This is a genomic window from Bacillus cereus group sp. Bc031 (genome assembly GCF_027716265.1).
GTDB classification, from domain to species: Bacteria; Bacillota; Bacilli; order Bacillales; family Bacillaceae_G; genus Bacillus_A; species Bacillus_A paranthracis.
Window position 1 is genome coordinate 69,685 of the sequence record NZ_JAQFUL010000014.1, and the last position, 18,381, is coordinate 88,065.

Consider the following 18,381-nt stretch of genomic DNA (forward strand, 5'->3'; position numbering starts at 1 on the left):
TCTCAAACTATTCGCTTCTATTTTGAAAGAACCTTTTTGAAAAGGAAAAATCCTTCTTTTCCCATGTTATGGATCATGTAAACAAACTTCTCCTTCCTTTCCTTCAATTAAATTCCCCTGTCCTTTCTTACACCAATTCCTCAAAATCCCCTTCACATAAGCAAACGTTCGCTTATTCTGTTCAAACGCAATTTTAAGTGCCTCTAGTACGGTATTTCCTGAAACTTTTCGTATCCACCCCTTCAATTCCTTCACAATATATGGAGATAGACTACTTATATTTTGTTCGTAAAATTTGTACACTTCACTATGTTGAGTATCCTCTTCCACTTCCATATCTTCTATTTTTTCAACAACTTCTTGTAAACTACTAGTATCCTCTTCCTCTGGCATACTAAAATGTTGCAACAACAATGGAATCTTCCATTCTTCTTCCAGACATTTACGTAAAAACATATGTATGAATTCTTTATTTTTTACAGTCTTTAACTCACGTAACACACATTTTTCTACATTCGTATTTAAAATAGGGTTATAGTGTAACCAATTTAGTATGTATAACTCTTTCGTTTCCGCATCGTATAAAATTTTCCCATATGCAACAAACCTATTTAACAGCTTCTCAACAGTCTCCATACTGTAGCCTGTTTCCAGTTCTGCTAAACGTTTCGGTAATACGTAAATTCCACATTGCTTCGTTTTCGTACCAGTTAACAAATATATGTAAAAATAACGCTCCTCTGGCGTTAAATCTAATATGAATTCATCTTGCCAAAAGTTCACTTGCACATTACGGTACACCGCCATATGTTTACCTCCCCCTCGCACTTATAAAAAGGCAGATTTCAATCCTTCAATATACATATAGGAGTGAGGGATTGGTTTTTGCAGTTGAATTCCAAACTTTTTTAACTACTACAACGACGGTTTTATTTTTTCGCGCTTTTTTGTTTTTGTAGTTGTTTTTGTTTTGTTTTTTCTTAGTGATTTATTACTTGGTAGGTGCTTATAAGGGGCTTGCAAGGGGCTTAATAAGGGCTTATATAAAAAGGAGCTGTTCCAAATTCTCATTTTGGATAGCTCCTTTATCATTCTTTCTATTTTTGACTTGCATCTAACATCTTCACTAAAAAGGCAGCTGCTTCACCACGAGTTGCTGTCCCTTTAGGATTAAACTCATTATTTCCAACACCAGTAACTACCTTTAAACTGTATAATCGTTGAACATGTTGTTTGTATGTGATTAGATGTTGATCTGTAAATGGTAATGCAACTAATTCACCTGTAACACCGTTATACTGTAATGCGTTGTCAATCATGATCGATGCTTCTTCACGTGTAATAGATGCATTAGGATCAAAAATCCCGCCGCCACGACCGTTAATAATTCCCGCACTTGCACTACGTTTAATACCGCTATGAAGTGATGGATGCGCTTTGTTAATATCTACAAATGACTTATTTCCTTCCGGTAGCTTGAGAGCATTTGAGATTAATGTTGCAAACTCAGCTCTCGTAACATTACGATAAGGCGCAAATACACCATTTCCTTCACCGTTCATAATTCCTAGGCTGTTCAGCTTACGAATGTTCCCTTCAAACCATCCACCTGTAATATCATCTTTTGGTTTTTGTACTTCTTTATGTGGCACATTATAGTTTATCTTAATCCAACTTGGGTTATAGAAAATCCACTCATCGTTACCTACTTTATACCAACCATTTTTAACTGCTAACACTTTGTAACGATCTCCGTTTGAAGCTTTACGAACGATATGATGTTCAAGTCCCGAACCACTACGTACGTTTATACCATCACCATTCACTACAAGCTCCATATTAGGTTCAGCTGGATTATATTCATTGGAATCAAATAGCTCATTTCTTTCTTGTAAAGGCGAATCAATTTGTGCGTTAACATTTGCATACCATTGAATACCTTGTACGAAGCCAGTCCAATTCCCACGAGAAATTAAAATATCAGGACAGTTTTTCCCGCTCCATTGTTGATGCCTATAAATGTGGTCCGCACTAATACCTTCTTTGTTCATTAAATAACCTGCAAGTCTCTTTGCATTCTCTAGCGCTTTATTGTAATCTCCATCTTGGTTAACCGCAATCTCGATACCGATTGATTCTCTATTTCCGGAACCATCGCCATCTCCTGCATGCCAACCGTTTTCATTTGTTGGTAAGTGCTGATAAATTTGTTTATCGTCTACAGTAAAATGCCATGAAGCTGTTCGGAACGTACCTTCCGTTGCTTGTTTATATAAATACTTCGCATGGTTTTCAGCATTTGCACCGCGGGCAGTGTTTGCAGTTTCGTGAATTGTAATATAACGTGCTTTCATCGGATTAGCGGGGCGAATATCAGGGTTTCCTGCTGGAACAATCCACTCTACAAATGGAGTACCTGCAAGCGTTCCATATTTCTTCGTAGTCATCGATGCGCTATACTGAATAGCTCTCCGTTTTTCAACCGGCTTCATTTCGCGAGTAGAACCATCATTTCGTCCGTCTACATGTTCAAATGCCTTTTCAATGTTTGAAATAGCTTCATCTTCTGCTACTTGACCTTTTTTCGCTTCTTTCATTTTATGTAACTCTTCTGTTTCATCATGTTTATGTTTATATTCTTCTAGAAGAATTTCCTCATTCTCTGATACTTCTGCTTCATTAATTTGCATGTGATCTGGAGTTTCTAGATTGAAATTAGAATAACGTAATACGTTCGTTCTACGCTCCCCTTGTGCAATACTAAGCTGGTCAGTATGAGATTTATTTATCTCTTCTGCTGATATTGATAAAGGTGCACTCCCTAAAATTACTAGACTTGTTGATAGTGCGATTACTCGTTTTCTCATATTCATTGCTGTAATCGATACCTACACTATCCGTGTAAATATCTCAACCTCCCTTTATTTTCTCATTCGTGAAAGACTATGAATCTACTATGTATGAAAATATGTTTATTCCACCTTTTCATTTTATCCCCAGAAGGCGAATTATATTTTCTAGAAAATCCCTTAACAGACATTATTTTATAACCAATTGCTATTGCCGTCAAAAGAACTTGTCCCCTTTTGCACACTACTACTTCTCAAAAAATAGATTAGGATACCTTTTACTGTTTTGCTTCAACAAGAAGGATGTTTATAATTTTTCATAACTATCAAGTCTCTATTAAATAAATGCTGTTTCCTTGTACTTTTCTCTTTGAAAATATTAACATTTTTACATTCTTGCGAAAATATAGATGTAACCTTTTACATTGAAATGAGTTTTATTTGGAAAAGATTTCTCATATTGATACCTGAAATGAAGAAGACCAAAAAATGATGAAGAAAAACGAGGGTACACATGATATTCAGCAGATGGTATATATTTTGAAGGACTAGAAATAACACCGCTAGAATGGCTTGAAAACATAGTTGAACTATTAAAACAAACAGTACAAATTTATTAGAGAATACGTTATTTAAAGGGGATGAACGAATTGTTACATACGATTGTTTACGATAAAGCGAAGTACCATTATCAAGGTGATTTTCCTGCGGACTTATCAATTGATCAAGCTTTTGTACATACTGGTATGTTTTTAGGATGGATAATTGAACATAATTTATATAGTGAAGAATTTGAAGAAGAGTCTCCAAACGAAATTAAACAGTTTAAACTTAGACAAATGACCGGCACAGAAATTTATATGAACTGGGATGGCGTTTTGGCAGATGACATGTTAAATGACGAAGGTAACCAATTCGCGATGTATTACTTTAATAATGATGAGGAATGGAAGTATATAAGTGATTACTCAGACGTTTTTATAGACGAAGAAACTCTCTACCACGTGAAAGATACTTGGGAAAACTATTTCAAATTAAAAGAAGTTATTGATAATAGCTATAATTTTTGGAAAGACAACTTACAAAATAAATAATTATAAAAAGTCGATTTCTTATTTTAATAAGGAATCGACTTTCTTAATAGTAAAATATTTTTTATTTTAGCTTCTATTACAAATTCCCTTTAACGTTTCCAACAATCTCGTTTATCGTATTTCGATCAAACTTATCACTAATTACGTATGGCTCACGATCTCCTACTAATTGTACGCCTACAATATCATTGCGGTCCTTACCATATTGCACTTCAATAATCGATCCACGCTCTATTTGCTTCCAAACAAGACCTGCTTCATCTTTATTATCTAACACTATACAGTCCTCAATATTTTCGTCAATCCCAATTAACTTGTTATCATCCATATATCCAACCTCGTATTGTTGACGTTCTTTCGCTTTGCCGCTTACTACTATACCTTTGCTTCCATATGAGTAATCCGTATAGTCCTTTTTCTCCGCCGTTTTCGGTTCTTCTGCTTTAGTTTTTTCAACGTTCCCACAACCCATGATAAGACCAATTGGCATCGCCGTAGTTAGTACTACTCTAGTAAATTTCTTTATCATTTATAAACAACTCCTCATACTTACCTTTAAATTCCGTTTGTAAATTTATTAAAAAATAACATGCATACTAAAAATTCATTGAAAAAACTATACAAATGTATTTTTTATTCTACTGCAATTTTCTTGTATCTATAGATAACTTGTAGCAGTTACAAAATTAAAACCTTCACAATTACTTACTGAATTGTCATATTGAAAATTATAAATTAAAACGATAGAATTATAGGATTTATTTAATTCAACTACTTCCTTAATTCAAGAAAGTATTTTATCATCATATGAACATCCCGTTAATAACATAGAAATTTCATCACTCGCTTCTTCTAACACTTCCTTTTCAATAAAATCTTCATCTACATCAATCATATCAATATTAAAATCAACAAAAAATCTTGCTGGTATAGCGTCTCCTTCTTCATCATACGTAACATATATATATGTATCCAACTGATCTTGCGTTTGCATATTACCGAACCATATTGAAACCATTCCGTGTACTTCCATTGTAGTTCTCCTTTATTCTTTATCTTGCAGAACCAATTTTATAACTTACTGACTACTTTAAAAGTCGAGATTTTTATAAAAACTATTTCTTCTTTCCTTTCAGTCAAATAGGATTATTCGGAAATTCATTTTCATACTTATGAATTAGCTCTTTATCATTTTCATCAATTGGTACTTCACCTAAGTATTTATGTTTCCAAATAATCATCTGATCACTAAAACTATATTCTGTATCGAACCAATTTGTATAATCGAAATGCATGTTAAATTCCCCACTATGTTCCAGAGACATTGTAAAAGAGTACCAAAGCTCTTGCTGATTATCTTTGAAAACATTTCTTAATTCATCACTCAATTCAAATAACTTTCTTTTATTCCTTCTAAATTCTATTTTATCAACAGCAAAGTAAAACGGGATTTTCACACTATAATTAAAATCTTCTCTATCTTCAAGTGTATTATAGTAAAAGTAAGTTCCCCCTCCAGTTTCTGATATTTGAGCGTAAAAATAAAATTTCTCCCATTCTTCTGGAATCATGGCATGAACCGTTTCCGCTATCTCTCTATATAATCGATTCAATTTTATTTCCAATTAAATTCCCCCTATTTAATTTTCATCACTTACTTTTTCTATATTATACCATTCTTTTAATTAGCTCTTTATTTACACTAAAGTGTAATGTAGTTCATCTAAAAATCAAACCAAGTTTCGATGCCTTTAGAAAGTAGACATACCTCTTAAATACAATTAGTATTAAAATAAGAAATATGAAAGACTTAAAAAGGCTCTTACATGAAGGAAGGAAGTGCACAACTTTGGATTTTAAAACAGTTATGCAAGAACTTGAGGCTCTAGGTAAGGAACGAACGAAAAAAATATACATATCTAACGGCGCCCACGAGCCAGTTTTTGGCGTAGCTACAGGCGCTATGAAACCAATCGCTAAAAAAATAAAAGTAAACCAAGAGTTAGCTGAAGAACTGTATGCCACAGGCAACTACGATGCTATGTACTTTGCAGGCATTATTGCCGATCCAAAAGCTATGAGTGAGTCTGATTTTGATCGCTGGATAGACGGATCGTATTTCTATATGTTGTCTGATTATGTTGTGGCAGTCACTTTATCAGAATCAAATATTGCACAAGACGTTGCTGATAAATGGATTGCAAGTGGGGACGAGCTTAAAATGTCTGCCGGGTGGAGTTGCTACTGTTGGCTTTTAGGAAATCGCAAAGACAATGAATTTTCCGAAAGTAAAATTTCCGATATGCTTGAAATGGTGAAAGATACAATTCATCATTCTCCAGAACGAACAAAATCCGCTATGAATAATTTCCTAAACACCGTGGCAATTTCATATGTACCACTACATGAAAAAGCAGTCGAAACTGCAAAAGAAGTTGGTATAGTTGAAGTGAAACGTAATAATAAAAAAAGCAGTTTGCTACATGCTACAGAAAGTATTCAGAAAGAACTTGATAGAGGAAGACTTGGTTTTAAGCGTAAATATGTAAGGTGTTAAAAAAGATTCGTATTAGGGTGTCAATTTGATAAAGATTGACACCTTTTTCATTCAGGTTATATATCCCCTCATTTACTTTTAACTTATATTAAAAAATAATATCCTGATAACCTACTTCCATTACCTTTTCATTTAATAAACGAACTCCTACACCATTTTCTATATCCCACGTACAATTAAATGTAATTCCAATCTCTCGTCCTTCCGTAATATGTGCATACGGAACAACAATACCATCTAAACTGACCATCTCTAGCATTTGATCAGTTGTTTCAACTAATGGATAACTTTCTCGCACTCCAATATCATATCCTAATTCACATCGCCTTTGTTTATAATAGTCTAATATAGAATGTAGTAAACTTATTTGTACCTCTTCCCAATTTTTTATTAATGATTGATATGCTACATACTGCCCTTCATCAAACACTCCATCTTCTTCACCATTTATCATTAAATCAATCTCAGTTACATTGCCTATAAAAGTTATAGGCATACACTTAGCCCAAGCATAATTATATTCAATCTCTCCAAAAACTGAATTGTTCACTCTCATTTATCTGTCATTCCTCTCGCACTTATTACTAAGGTGTCCCTGCTTATTGTTAACTTCCATCAACACTTAACAGAGTGCCATAGAATGTTTTATATTCATCACATATATCGTTTTCTTATACGACTACATGTCCATAAAAATACTTTTTACCCATCTTCCATTCTTTCTTTGTTAAAACATCGATATATGACATCAACTCTCTATTTTTTTCATTTTTTATTATCGTATCGTATTGAATAGGACATTTGATTCCACTCCAAATTGATAAAACGGAAGGTATAGTAACAACATTATAAGTAGTTCTATCTCTTAAAGAACTCATAACTTCCGAAACTAACTCCTTTGCCAAATCTCCAGGAAAAGATAGTCTATTACGATAATAGTATTCTTGCGTATCGTTATTTTCGATAAATTTAGAATAAGCTTCATTAAATTCTTCTAACGATACTTCATAATACTCGTCCTCAATTCCAAGCATCCATGAAAGTTCATTTCTTATAGCTTTTTCAACAAAGGTATCTTCCCACTCTTCTAGTAATGCTAAAAGATATGGTACTACATGATATGAAAGAGTTTCACTAGCACTTACTACAAAATTATGAACTCCATCCTCTGAAGCACTTGAAAGGAATTTCAAATTATTCGTTTCTAATAAATCATCATGAGTAGCTACTGAACAAAATAGTCTAGTGCATAAATGCAAAACAAGCTCATTTCGAGTACTATTCATAAGTTCAATTAGTAACCCCTTTACGGAGAAATCACCTAACTTTAACAATTCGTTAATTAAAATAAAGGATTCTGTCTCTGTTGCACTATCCCTTAAGTTAGACTTAAGAGTTTCAATTGTATGATTAGAAACTTTTCCATACCAAATATCTTTTTTTAAATGCTCTAAGTCCATCATTCTCTCTCCTTTTATTGCTGCTTACATTTATACGAACCATTTCATATGAATAATATTATTAATCATGTAACTTATTTAAAAACTCCGTAAAATTATTAGCAATATGGTATACATTTTCTCTTGCTCTTTCCTCTGCTTCCTCAGCCGTAATCCCTTCACTTTCCATCAATGTTTCCTTTTCCCATGCCCCCTCATGTTCCCAAAAGACGACAATTGGATCTTCTTTATGATTTTTATAATCAAAGCAGATTAAACTTCCTGCTGGGTCAAATGCGAATGGCACCAATTCATTTGGTAGAGTAGAAATATACTGGTTATATACTTTAACGATATATTCTCTACTATCTACATCATAAGAAAGTAAAGTTCCAAATGCCTTTGTTATCGTATCTATTTCAAATTTATAAGGTAATACAGCTGAACCATTATTATTTGTAGCACATTCTACATAGTCACTTGGAAATATATACCCTATCCCTTTTCCCACATTGTCTATATATTCTGCTGAAACTGGCTCATCCGGTACTGGCCATGTTAAGTCATTTCTCATTCAACTTCACCTCCTAACAAATCACATCATGTTTATCCGAAATAACTAATTGCATCATCTAAGCTTTTATGTAAATTCCAGTCTAATTACGACCTCGTTTCTTTTAATTTTTTAGATAATCCTTCCCAGAAACATTTGGAGAAAAGGATACACCTCTCCGATCCTCCTCAAAACTTGGTATAGCCATTGCTTGTGCTGATTCTAAATATTTCATTGTAGATAGCCAACTATCAAATAACGTATCCATATCAGATACTAAGGGATTATTTAAAACATCTATGCAAGTTCCATCGTATATGTAAACCTTAAATTTCATTAATTATTAAAGAGGTTTGGAGTTCTCACTTAATAAGAGAAGAGATAGACGAGAAGAAAACGCCTAATAATCAAAAACTATAACAATTTATCGCGCTACTTTTGGGCAGTAAGTGCCTGAGTGGTTTAAATAATCCATCAGTAAGGATGAAGAAAAATCCTCACTGATGGAAGTTTCACTTTATCCTGCAATCTCAGCCGAAGAGAGCCCCTCATGAATATTTCCGCTTACAATGATAGAATGTCCCCAAAATATATCTCCATCCGAAAAGAATATTTCAAAATCACCTTCTGAATAAACGCTTAAGCTGCTTAATGTGATGGAATTAATGAACATTTCTTTTGTAATTTCGTCGATTTCTGCTTCATCATCATCTTGTAGCCATTCATTTGCTAACTCTACCAGTTCTTTTGCAGCGTACATTTTCATTTTCATTTTCCATTCATCTTGCTCTTTGAAAAGTGCATGTGCTGTTTCCAGTGCAGACTTCATCATATGTTTGTCTTCACTCCAATCAAAATATAAATGACATTCTTCACCAGCCCAAGATATTCTCTTTTCAAAAGTTTTCACTCTTTTATCGAGTTCGAACACACCCAACATCTCATCATGATAAAAAAGCGGTTTCATTGCATCTTGTAAGATGATTTCCAACTCATCATCTTTATATGGTGTTTCCAAAACCTTAACAAGCATCAATGAATTTTCTGACTTGCGCACCTGTAATGCTACAACTGTATTTGCTGTCAAAATGCCTTTTGATTTTCTCCATTCTGCATCATCAACCAACCATGCCAGTCGTATGTCTTCTTTTCTAATCGTTTCATTGTTATGTAAGTCTTTCCACGCAATCAAATCAATTGACGCAGTCCACAAAATGTTGTCACCGCCTTTTGATGCACCGATTCCTAATGCCCCTGTGACAGCTGCTATTTCAATCACATTTTCTGAGAATCTATTTTCAAATCTACTTATTTCACTTGATTTACTCAATTTCGAATACATTCCTTTCATAGCCCACAGGCATAAGTACTTTGTGAGTTTTCCTGTTTTATTATAATTGGTCATGGTAAAGCCTATATAGAATTATAGCTATAATTCTATATAGGCTTTTTTTCACCTGGAATTTTAAATTTATTTACATCATATTCTTTAATTATATATACTTTTATAGCTTCAAAATCTTTACCAAAAGCAAGAAATGGATTTTTTAAGAAATATATTATTTCTTCGTCGTCATAAATTCGGGCTTTAATTATTTCTTTGTCCGAGTGAAACGATAAATTGACTCCTTTGTAAAAATATTCGTAGTATCCTTCTTCATCCTGCTCACTCTTATCTTCAAAAGGAACAGATTCAATATAATATATATTCCCATTTACATTTATTGATTTCATACAGCATGACTTCCTTTTCAAGAATATTCATAAGAAATTAAATAGTCTCTGTCAATCATACCAAAAATAAGGGATTTACTTTTAGAATTTATAAAAAATATATAGGATTAAATTTAAATCTTTATATTTTTTTTCATATTACTTCATTATCTCTGTACAATTGTGTAATGTGTCACAGAAGTAGACATATTGCAATGAGTCGCAGTGAAGTGGGATATCCCTTGAGAATATAAAATAAGAAGATTAATCTAGAAAGACTATCTAGTCTAATCTTCTTTTATTGAATTTTTAATTAATGCATTTTTACCCTTAAAATAATATAATCAACGGGTGGATTATTATTTACATCCTCAAAACTGGTTCTAATTTTAAAGTCAAATTCATTTGTTATATTTTTCAATGAATAAAGGTTTGTTCCATCTACACTTGTACGGAGCAATATATCCGAAAACGTAAAACGCATGAAGAATATGTTGAGGAACTATTAGAAAACGCGGGTATGATATGCCGCAGAGGTTTTAGAAGTTCATGGCGATAATATCGAAGTTATAGGAACATACAAAGGCGCTAGAAATACCACAGAACACAAATGTAACTCATATAAAAATATATGGGAGGCAGCACCAACAAATATTTTAAAAGGAAAGGGAGAGAAACATTATGTCAAAGTTATTACGTGAATTATCTAAACCGGATAGTGAGGCTCTGCGTTCCGAAACACTAGAACAGTTGAAAGTTACTTCAGGTAAAATTGTCGCTTGTGATCCTCTTATTTTTAATGAAAATCACTTCGAACAAACAATTCAGCCAGGTACATATCCAATTGTTGCTTGGTGGCATAAGGAAGATGGAGTCATTGCTGGTGCTGAATTGAAATTGTCGGAGTCAAAAGCGGTAGGATGGAAGATGGCAACAAAACCAGGACAAAATGTAAGTGAACTGGAAGACGGTTATATTTTTGGTTACCCAGTTGATACAAGCTTAGGGTGCTTTGCAGATGTTGAAGCAATTGGTAAGTTAGAAGAAATAGAAGACAGGTTACAACAAGAACTAGGAGAAGAATTTACTAGTTTGTATGATGATCTTATAGATGACATACTAACAGAACATGATGAAGATTGGGGAAATTGCGTGGTGTGTGAGGAAACAGGAAGTAATATCATTATATTCCGTTCAGGTTATGGAGATGGATTTTATCCTTCCTATTGGGGAATCGATGAAGCAGGAAAAATCGTTTCACTTGTTACTGATTTTCAAGTGCTACATGAGGAAAATTGAGGACAACATCAATAATGATATAAGAGTCAATATTTTTTCTTTTACAGCGTCAAATATCCCCCCGTCTAATATTTGCAAATAACCCGTGGGATAATCTCCTTATATACTACTGGTTCTAATAAATAGGGTTATATTCTTAAGTGAATATAACCCGTCATTTTATCATGATAGAGTTGAACTTCAGACACTCTACGCTCCGAAATTACTTTTTCTATGATTTCCTGGCGATTATATTCTACCTGCACCGTTTCACAGTTTCCCCAATGAGTAGGAGCGAATTTTTCGTTTGACTCAAATACATCTAGAAGACGATTCAATATCTCTTCCTCGTTAAATGCTACAGTCGGATACATTGCGATTGTAAAATAATTCGGTTTCATTTTAATCCCCCCTTTTTATTAGAAACGAGGTTATGTAACTAATTTCATTTATCACTGCCAGATAAGTTTGAACCCTTTCCACTATTAATCATGTAACTTATTTAAAAACTCCGTAAAATTATTAGCAATATAGCTTTCATACATCCTCCCTCAAAAAAAATCCCCACGCTTATGTGAAAATAATCTTTCAACACAAATATGAGGACTTCCTTATTTCATTACTATACTTTACACATTTTATTCGTTAGAATCTTCTTCATTCAATTTATATACTCTATCTCTTTTCTCATCACTTTTGACAAAAATAAGCTTTCCTTCTTTAACAAAACCTTCTAATAGTAAGCATACTTGCCCATATGCTTTAGGCTTATTCGTTGTGAATCTCTCATCTGATATTTTACCAGCTCGTATTAATTGTTCGCATAACTCAAGTGCACTTATTTCTTCAGAATTAATTAACTCTAAAATATCCTTTTGTAAGGGCGATAAAGGCACCGGGGTCTCAGCTACCTCCACCTTTTCTCGTTTGTTTTCTTCTTCAAATAAATCTTCGAATGAAATTTGATTCATACTTCTTTTCCTTTCTAACGATTGATTTGTATAACATGAACTGAATCCTATAGCGTATGTATTATTATGTTACCTTTTTTCATAAATCCCAAACTCATGTACATCGTTTCATATAGTATATTTCGATTATACCAAATATACGTTCTGTTTTCTATTGTAGAATTCGTTATAATAGGAATGAAAGTAATGATGAACATTTTTCTCGTTGTTAATTGTATACTCTCTGTAAAAAAATAGAAATTCAATTTATAAATTTGTATAATAAAATAGTACGAGTGAAATTTTATTATAGAAAGGTTCTGTTAATATGTTAGGTATTCATGTTGAAAAAACAAAAGATGAACTAATTATTTCATGGCAATTCTCTAAAATTCATATTCCATTATGTGAAATCACTGAGGTAACGGAAGATAATACATATGCTGGTGTTGAAGAAAAAAGCGTAATCCGAATTGGAACAGCATATGGTACAACTGATCGTATTTTAATTAAGACAGTAAAACAAAATTATTTATTATTCACTACTAATAGAGTATCCATTTTAAATAAAATAAAAGCTTAATTGTTTTTCTTCCTATATTTAAACGTTAAACACTTTCATTCTATTATAGGAAACGCTACAAAAGGTTCGTTGATTACTCCTGCTCCTAATTCGGAAGCATATGGTGAAACTATATAACACAAACACCCTAGCTCTTCGCTAGGGTATTCTTAGTTTTATCTATAATACAGTAGTTCTACAATTCTTATTTACTCCTTGTAATTGACTAAGAACCTCATTGGCAGTCCTCTCAAATCTTTTAGGGTTATCAGCAATAATTTCATTAAGTAAATTAATTATCATTAGTTGTATATCATGATTCATTCCTACAAGTACTTTAGCATACTCACTTCTATATAAATCATTATTTAAAATTCTTACGTTTAGTAGCATTGCCCACTCTTTTGCACTCTCAAACATTACAAGAATTATATTTTGCTTTTTATAAAACTTCTCCCTTATTTTATCACGTCTTGTTTTTCCTCTATCACTATCTGTTAGTTAATTCTTTGGCGATTGTTTCATCTTTATATAATTCTTCTAATAATGTATGTGGATAATCATTGTGACTGTCCATATATGCACGTACGCCACCCACAATGGTTATTCCCTTAGTATCCTCGTTATTCTCTAATATTTCTAACGCTTTCTTATATCTTTTATATATTAATTGTAAAATACCACTATTAATATCTTTCGCAGAGTCTTTCTCCAACTTATGTATCACGACTTTTACTTGTTGAATTAACTGCCTTTTCTTGTTCACTATGTCCTCCTATTTAATTATCATAAATTTTATTTCTATTTTTCACCACTCCAACAATGGCCTTTCCTCAACTAACTTAGTATTTTCACCATACTTCATCCCTGTAGCCACCTTCCGCGTCCATCGTCCTTCGTTCCCATTCTCCATACTGTATTCACTTATGGATATTCTTTTGAATTTCATTGATTTTTTGTAAGTATCTTTACTCATGCAGAGCTACCTCGAAACCCCATTGCCCTCGCTTCGAAATAAATTCTAATCAAAAACAACTCTCAATCCTAAGTTTTACGATAAATAAAAAACATCCATCTTGAAAAAAGATTGATCAAAATGGATTCTTCTTCAGCAGATTTTTGTTTGGACTTTATAAAAAATCCAAGCATTTTCTGCCTGTATCGCTCTATCATCGTTCCTGATTGTTCTCGCTAAAGTAAAGAGGCATTATTAAACTTTCTTAATATACTCATACACTTCTTTAGGTTTTATATTAAGCATGTGGGCAATTTCCGTTATTTTCTTTCCTTCTTCCTTCATCTTTTTTACTTTTCTCTCCATTGTTTGCTCATATTTTTCTGCAATATCAAATAATGGACTTAATAAAGAGTGCCATATTTCAAAATCAGTAAATTTATTTCTTTTCAAAAACTCATTTAGCAATATTTCCAATTCTTTAGTTTGTATCATTCTTTTACCTTCTAACACTTGTTTCTCAGTAAGAAAATCACCTATATCTTTCATAAAATTAATAAATGATTCCATGGAATCTGCAAGAAAATCGCCACCACTCCAACTATCCATTCCGTGCATGAGGGAAGATATAGGGTATCCTTCTTCACTTAAGTCAATAATAATTGGATCTCCACACATAGTTTCATATGCAATAACAATCCAATTTGCATCCCAAGTATCTTCCTCATCGGTTACAAGGGAGTTTCCATCGGTGTCAATGCTGTATCCTACTTGAAATTCATCTAATTGCTCAAAAGAACATACATCAAAATTTACATACTCTCTAATTTTTTTATGTTCTAAGTTCATAAGTTCTAAATTTCTCTTTATCTCTACTTTTTGATGATAAGAATTAAATTGTATCATTGTCATTTTTACTACATCCCTATTCATACTTTATATGTATTCTTTTGTATCTGGTTGTTTACTAACAAACTAAGCCAAGAATATTAATAATAGATATTGTTATTTTTTCTTTGCTGTATTCCCTATAGTTATTAGAAAACAAATTACAATGAAACTATAACACCAAATTCTCTACATGTTCTCAAATGTCTAATAAGATATTCACACCTACATTATTTACTAATAACTCGGTTAAAGATGGTGCAATTTTAACTGCATCCTCCATGTCTAAATTTCCAAAACTGTTATAGTATATACCAAAACCATCTTTACCTTGTAGATAAATTAATGCACCCCCACCTTCATCATCACCAATTGCGAGTGAATAAAGAAGGTAATTCTGCACTTTATAAGCTTCATTCATTTCTATGCAATCCGAAGCTCCCCATATCCTAATATACATTTGGTCATTAACATTAATTTCAACATTTGAAGCTAGCTGAATCATTTCTATATATTCTGTAGGTACATCTATTACTGAGAAATGCTGAAGCGCTTTAATTTCTTTTTCTTTCGAAGGAGGTTCTTTTGTATCAACAGTATACATAGCACTGATATTATGTATTATGTTCATTTTAATTTTAACTTTCTATTTTTGTTGAGAAAACAGTGATGAAAAAGACGAGCTTTTTTATTTAAACTGATTGATTCGAGTGTATGTTGGAAGTGGTAATGAATGCTTCAGAGCATTTACAGAACTTCTTTACAAGCAACGAATCGAACGAGACATGAGAAAAGCTATCCTTGAAGTTCGTAAAAACAAAGAAACCATTAACTTAAACAAAGATGATAAATAACTCTTGTCATGAAATGACACTTAAAAAAGTCAACAGCTACGTTCTCCTAACGTAGCTGTTGACTTTTCTTATTGGAAATGTATTTTTGGCAGTGCCCAAAGAACTCACAAAATAGCATCAATTTCCTTTTACAATTTGACCAATATCTTTCTCATCTTCACTTATCAAATCATAAAATCCTACATGAACACCTTCTTTATACAACCAACATAGGTCTGTTCCATAGGGAGCATCAAAAATTTCTAACATAACTGGTGCTATTTCTAATATAGAGTTTGCTCCTAAAACTTGAAAGTTACTAGAATCATTTACATATTCATCATTATCTTCTGAAGAGTAAATAGTCCACCCATTTAATTGAGGAACTTCTGATTTTTCTCTAAATGTATAACGTATTGGTTTTCCTGCTACAACATTCTTAGAAACAATAAAACCTCCATAGTCAGAATTATTAACTTTCATATTCATACTCCTCAATAAGATTTAATAAATCATTTCTCAAAGAATACTCTTTGGTATAATCCACACATGATCTTTCAAATGATACTTTGAACCACTACTAATCCACACCTTTTGCTCTTCTAATTTCAATTATACAATATTAACAATCTATTTTCTTTTATTAATATATACCGCGCATTATTCATTAAGTTTACATACATCTATGAAAAAAGCACTTGTTGTCCAAAATAACAATCAAGTGCTTTAAGTTCATATGTTTTTAAGTAGCATAAATTTGTAAGTTTTGTAGTAACAGTATGACACCTTTTGTATATCATGACAACTACTACATTAAAACTTACGAGTTTGTACGAGTTCGTTAGTTTAATATACATTCCATGTGTTTATATTTATCGCCATGTAAAATGTCATCTCGCCTAAGCTCGTACTTCGTTTTCTATTCTACCATTGCACATAATACTCTATGATGGTACAACCATCATGGAGTATGCACTTTTAAACAACCTATTCTTTTTCTTTCCACTACAATAATAAGTTCTTTTGTTGTTGACTTGCCTTATGTGCTTTTATATCTTTTAACTTTAAACATTAGATGCTCTTAATTACCTCATTAACAGATTCACTAAACATATCAGGGTCTTCATTTTTTATATCAATCAATAATTCTTTAATACTAATCGTAATTGATGGATCAAATCCCGAAAGTACTTTTCCATATGCTAATCTTACTTGAGGGTGATTAAGAATTCTATAATGTAAAATTTCTACCCATTCTTTTGCTGAGTTAATCATCTTCGGAACAGCTTTAGCAATACATACAAGTCCTTCTTCTATATTATTTTTATATAAGCTCTCTATTCCATGAATCAAACCAAACATAACCTCAAATTGCTCAGTCTCATCATCCAAAACTAAACATAAATCTGTAATAACAGAGACGTCGTTGTACTCTATTACTTCCATTAATGACTCATTAAAATCTCGTATCTCATTTTCATTTTCTAATAAACGATTATCGTATAGTCTTTTTAGATGACTCTTAATATCCAAAGGTAATCATCCTTTCCATGTTTTATTTATCAAATAAATGCGGATACAGCTCTTTGTTTCTTTTAATAACTTCTCTTAAACCTTCTCTTATCTCAGCAGTATATAAACCATCTTTTATATAAATTCTTCGAGCATCCAAAATATCATGAGCTAAGGCATCACGAAAGCTAAGGTTTAAATACGCCTTCGATTTTTCTCCTGATAGACCATATGTATATGTTTCACGATGTCTCCCACCGGTTCCAGGATGAGGTTGTTCCATATTCATACTCACACCATCATTCCTTTTTATACCAGCTTGTTTCATTTTCTCTGCAGAAGGCATATGATGTGGAGTAATATTATCAAAAGCAGTTCCTTGTTTCACAAGTTGTTTATAGGTTCCAACTTTTCCTTCATTAGTCAATAGAGCTTTACCCGTACCCTTAACCCCACTACTCTCCAAATTCGAGATCCTACTCTGAATACTCGCCTTAGAGGCATCATGGGCTTCTTGGAACTTCCCGCTATAGTTCGTTCCAGATCTAGCGACACTTCCATCTGGCAGTATTTCTACACCTTTAACGAATGGGGTTACGGAGTCCACACCTTTTGCTAATGTATTTTCAATTATATAATATTCCCAACTTAATCTATCTAACAATCCTTAAAAATAATCTATATTGATTTTCACTTATTTATCAATCTCTAATATCTCTAAGAAAAAAGCACTCGCTACCAATCATAGGTTTTCGAGTGCTCAAATGTATATAATCCCCATCATATTTAAATCATTTTTAAGATTTGTTCCTTCACATTTTCGTCAAATTTGGCTCCTTCTACCTTTGCTCCTGTCCAAACTACATTGTCAAGTTTAGCACCGGTAAAATTCGCGTCAGTAAAATCACCATTTAAAAGGGTCGCTCCCGTTAAATCTGCGTCAGTAAAATCTGCGTTTCTAGCGTTTACTTCTGATAAATTAGCATCTTCTAAATATGCTTTTTCAAAGTTACCTTCTGTAAGATTCGCGTTGCTGAAATTTGTTCCCGTACAGTCGGCCTGTTTTGCATCTATTTTATATAAATTTGCTCGTCGAAAAGTAGCATGATTTAATATCGTTCCAACTAATTCTCCATATGAAAAATCAACTTCATCAAAACATGTTTCAAAACAACTACTTATATTTATCTTTGCATAT

General features: G+C 32.6%; 22 protein-coding genes and 2 pseudogenes. 4 read left to right on the top strand and 20 right to left on the bottom strand.

The window, feature by feature from the left end; genetic code table 11:
• Positions 1 to 66 precede the first annotated feature (66 nt).
• Complete coding sequence (locus tag PDQ33_RS08230) at positions 67 to 807, bottom strand: DnaD domain-containing protein (RefSeq protein ID WP_061130601.1); 741 nt, start codon at positions 805 to 807, stop codon at positions 67 to 69.
• A gap of 290 nt (positions 808 to 1,097) precedes the next feature.
• Positions 1,098 to 2,873 (bottom strand): S-layer homology domain-containing protein, encoded by a 1,776-nt coding sequence (locus tag PDQ33_RS08235; protein ID WP_061130600.1) that lies wholly within the window; start codon positions 2,871 to 2,873, stop codon positions 1,098 to 1,100.
• 626 nt (positions 2,874 to 3,499) lie between these two features.
• On the opposite strand from PDQ33_RS08235, the gene PDQ33_RS08240 reads away from it, so the two are divergent.
• Positions 3,500 to 3,943, top strand: coding sequence for a DUF7832 domain-containing protein (locus PDQ33_RS08240; RefSeq protein WP_078419236.1), 444 nt, complete (start codon positions 3,500 to 3,502; stop codon positions 3,941 to 3,943).
• Between the two features lie 76 nt (positions 3,944 to 4,019).
• Here PDQ33_RS08240 and PDQ33_RS08245 read toward each other — a convergent pair whose 3' ends face one another.
• The 3 genes and pseudogenes from PDQ33_RS08245 to PDQ33_RS08255 form a co-directional block, all read right to left on the bottom strand.
• The gene (locus PDQ33_RS08245; RefSeq protein WP_270755695.1) at positions 4,020 to 4,472 is read right to left on the bottom strand and encodes a hypothetical protein; all 453 of its coding nucleotides are present in this window, start codon (positions 4,470 to 4,472) and stop codon (positions 4,020 to 4,022) included.
• A gap of 129 nt (positions 4,473 to 4,601) precedes the next feature.
• A pseudogene (locus PDQ33_RS08250) lies at positions 4,602 to 4,976 on the bottom strand (immunity 22 family protein).
• A gap of 103 nt (positions 4,977 to 5,079) precedes the next feature.
• The gene (locus PDQ33_RS08255; RefSeq protein ID WP_038356560.1) at positions 5,080 to 5,568 is read right to left on the bottom strand and encodes an antitoxin YezG family protein; all 489 of its coding nucleotides are present in this window, start codon (positions 5,566 to 5,568) and stop codon (positions 5,080 to 5,082) included.
• A gap of 224 nt (positions 5,569 to 5,792) precedes the next feature.
• Here PDQ33_RS08255 and PDQ33_RS08260 point away from each other — a divergent pair, with 224 nt between their 5' ends.
• A complete protein-coding gene (locus tag PDQ33_RS08260) occupies positions 5,793 to 6,500 on the top strand; it encodes a DNA alkylation repair protein (protein ID WP_061130597.1) in 708 nt (235 codons plus the stop codon).
• Between the two features lie 88 nt (positions 6,501 to 6,588).
• On the opposite strand, the gene PDQ33_RS08265 is transcribed toward PDQ33_RS08260, so the two are convergent.
• The 5 genes from PDQ33_RS08265 to PDQ33_RS08285 form a co-directional block, all read right to left on the bottom strand.
• Entirely contained in the window at positions 6,589 to 7,056 is a 468-nt protein-coding gene (locus PDQ33_RS08265; protein ID WP_061130596.1) for a DUF6985 domain-containing protein, read from the bottom strand.
• A 115-nt stretch (positions 7,057 to 7,171) separates the two neighbouring features.
• Positions 7,172 to 7,960, bottom strand: coding sequence for an Imm47 family immunity protein (gene imm47, locus PDQ33_RS08270; protein WP_061130595.1), 789 nt, complete (start codon positions 7,958 to 7,960; stop codon positions 7,172 to 7,174).
• Between the two features lie 61 nt (positions 7,961 to 8,021).
• On the bottom strand, positions 8,022 to 8,513 hold the full coding sequence (locus PDQ33_RS08275; protein WP_016718022.1) for an SMI1/KNR4 family protein: 492 nt from the start codon (positions 8,511 to 8,513) through the stop codon (positions 8,022 to 8,024).
• A gap of 496 nt (positions 8,514 to 9,009) precedes the next feature.
• Positions 9,010 to 9,843 (bottom strand): DUF2262 domain-containing protein, encoded by an 834-nt coding sequence (locus tag PDQ33_RS08280; protein ID WP_061130594.1) that lies wholly within the window; start codon positions 9,841 to 9,843, stop codon positions 9,010 to 9,012.
• Positions 9,844 to 9,929: 86 nt separating this feature from the next.
• Positions 9,930 to 10,226, bottom strand: a complete 297-nt coding sequence (locus PDQ33_RS08285) for a hypothetical protein (protein ID WP_002024464.1) — start codon at positions 10,224 to 10,226, stop codon at positions 9,930 to 9,932.
• Positions 10,227 to 10,886: 660 nt separating this feature from the next.
• Between PDQ33_RS08285 and PDQ33_RS08290 the strand changes: the two genes are divergently transcribed.
• Positions 10,887 to 11,504: a DUF4241 domain-containing protein gene (locus tag PDQ33_RS08290; RefSeq protein WP_061130277.1), complete on the top strand. Its 618-nt coding sequence runs from the start codon at positions 10,887 to 10,889 to the stop codon at positions 11,502 to 11,504.
• 128 nt (positions 11,505 to 11,632) lie between these two features.
• Here the strand turns inward: PDQ33_RS08290 and PDQ33_RS08295 are convergent, their stop codons facing one another.
• Together PDQ33_RS08295 and PDQ33_RS08300 are read right to left on the bottom strand one after the other, a co-directional pair.
• On the bottom strand, positions 11,633 to 11,884 hold the full coding sequence (locus PDQ33_RS08295; protein ID WP_270755693.1) for a hypothetical protein: 252 nt from the start codon (positions 11,882 to 11,884) through the stop codon (positions 11,633 to 11,635).
• Between the two features lie 237 nt (positions 11,885 to 12,121).
• The gene (locus PDQ33_RS08300; protein WP_001071930.1) at positions 12,122 to 12,454 is read right to left on the bottom strand and encodes a DUF3895 domain-containing protein; all 333 of its coding nucleotides are present in this window, start codon (positions 12,452 to 12,454) and stop codon (positions 12,122 to 12,124) included.
• Positions 12,455 to 12,761: 307 nt separating this feature from the next.
• Here PDQ33_RS08300 and PDQ33_RS08305 point away from each other — a divergent pair, with 307 nt between their 5' ends.
• Positions 12,762 to 13,016: a SunI/YnzG family protein gene (locus PDQ33_RS08305; RefSeq protein ID WP_000900622.1), complete on the top strand. Its 255-nt coding sequence runs from the start codon at positions 12,762 to 12,764 to the stop codon at positions 13,014 to 13,016.
• A gap of 159 nt (positions 13,017 to 13,175) precedes the next feature.
• Here the strand turns inward: PDQ33_RS08305 and PDQ33_RS08310 are convergent.
• The 8 genes and pseudogenes from PDQ33_RS08310 to PDQ33_RS08345 form a co-directional block, all read right to left on the bottom strand.
• Positions 13,176 to 13,415 (bottom strand): annotated as a pseudogene (locus PDQ33_RS08310) (Imm30 family immunity protein); the annotation flags it as partial.
• Between the two features lie 70 nt (positions 13,416 to 13,485).
• Positions 13,486 to 13,761 (bottom strand): hypothetical protein, encoded by a 276-nt coding sequence (locus PDQ33_RS08315; RefSeq protein WP_270395138.1) that lies wholly within the window; start codon positions 13,759 to 13,761, stop codon positions 13,486 to 13,488.
• 444 nt (positions 13,762 to 14,205) lie between these two features.
• Complete coding sequence (locus PDQ33_RS08320; RefSeq protein ID WP_061130547.1) at positions 14,206 to 14,862, bottom strand: SMI1/KNR4 family protein; 657 nt, start codon at positions 14,860 to 14,862, stop codon at positions 14,206 to 14,208.
• Positions 14,863 to 15,037: 175 nt separating this feature from the next.
• Complete coding sequence (locus PDQ33_RS08325) at positions 15,038 to 15,469, bottom strand: SMI1/KNR4 family protein (protein WP_061130546.1); 432 nt, start codon at positions 15,467 to 15,469, stop codon at positions 15,038 to 15,040.
• Positions 15,470 to 15,809: 340 nt separating this feature from the next.
• Positions 15,810 to 16,154 carry a DUF2185 domain-containing protein gene (locus PDQ33_RS08330; RefSeq protein ID WP_270755692.1) on the bottom strand — a complete coding sequence of 115 codons (345 nt, stop codon included), beginning with the start codon at positions 16,152 to 16,154 and terminating at the stop codon, positions 15,810 to 15,812.
• 588 nt (positions 16,155 to 16,742) lie between these two features.
• A complete protein-coding gene (locus PDQ33_RS08335) occupies positions 16,743 to 17,204 on the bottom strand; it encodes an Imm30 family immunity protein (protein ID WP_061130544.1) in 462 nt (153 codons plus the stop codon).
• Between the two features lie 22 nt (positions 17,205 to 17,226).
• A complete protein-coding gene (locus tag PDQ33_RS08340) occupies positions 17,227 to 17,847 on the bottom strand; it encodes a hypothetical protein (RefSeq protein ID WP_142243810.1) in 621 nt (206 codons plus the stop codon).
• A gap of 122 nt (positions 17,848 to 17,969) precedes the next feature.
• Positions 17,970 to 18,381: pentapeptide repeat-containing protein (locus PDQ33_RS08345; protein WP_270755691.1), on the bottom strand; the 412-nt coding region annotated here is incomplete at its 5' end.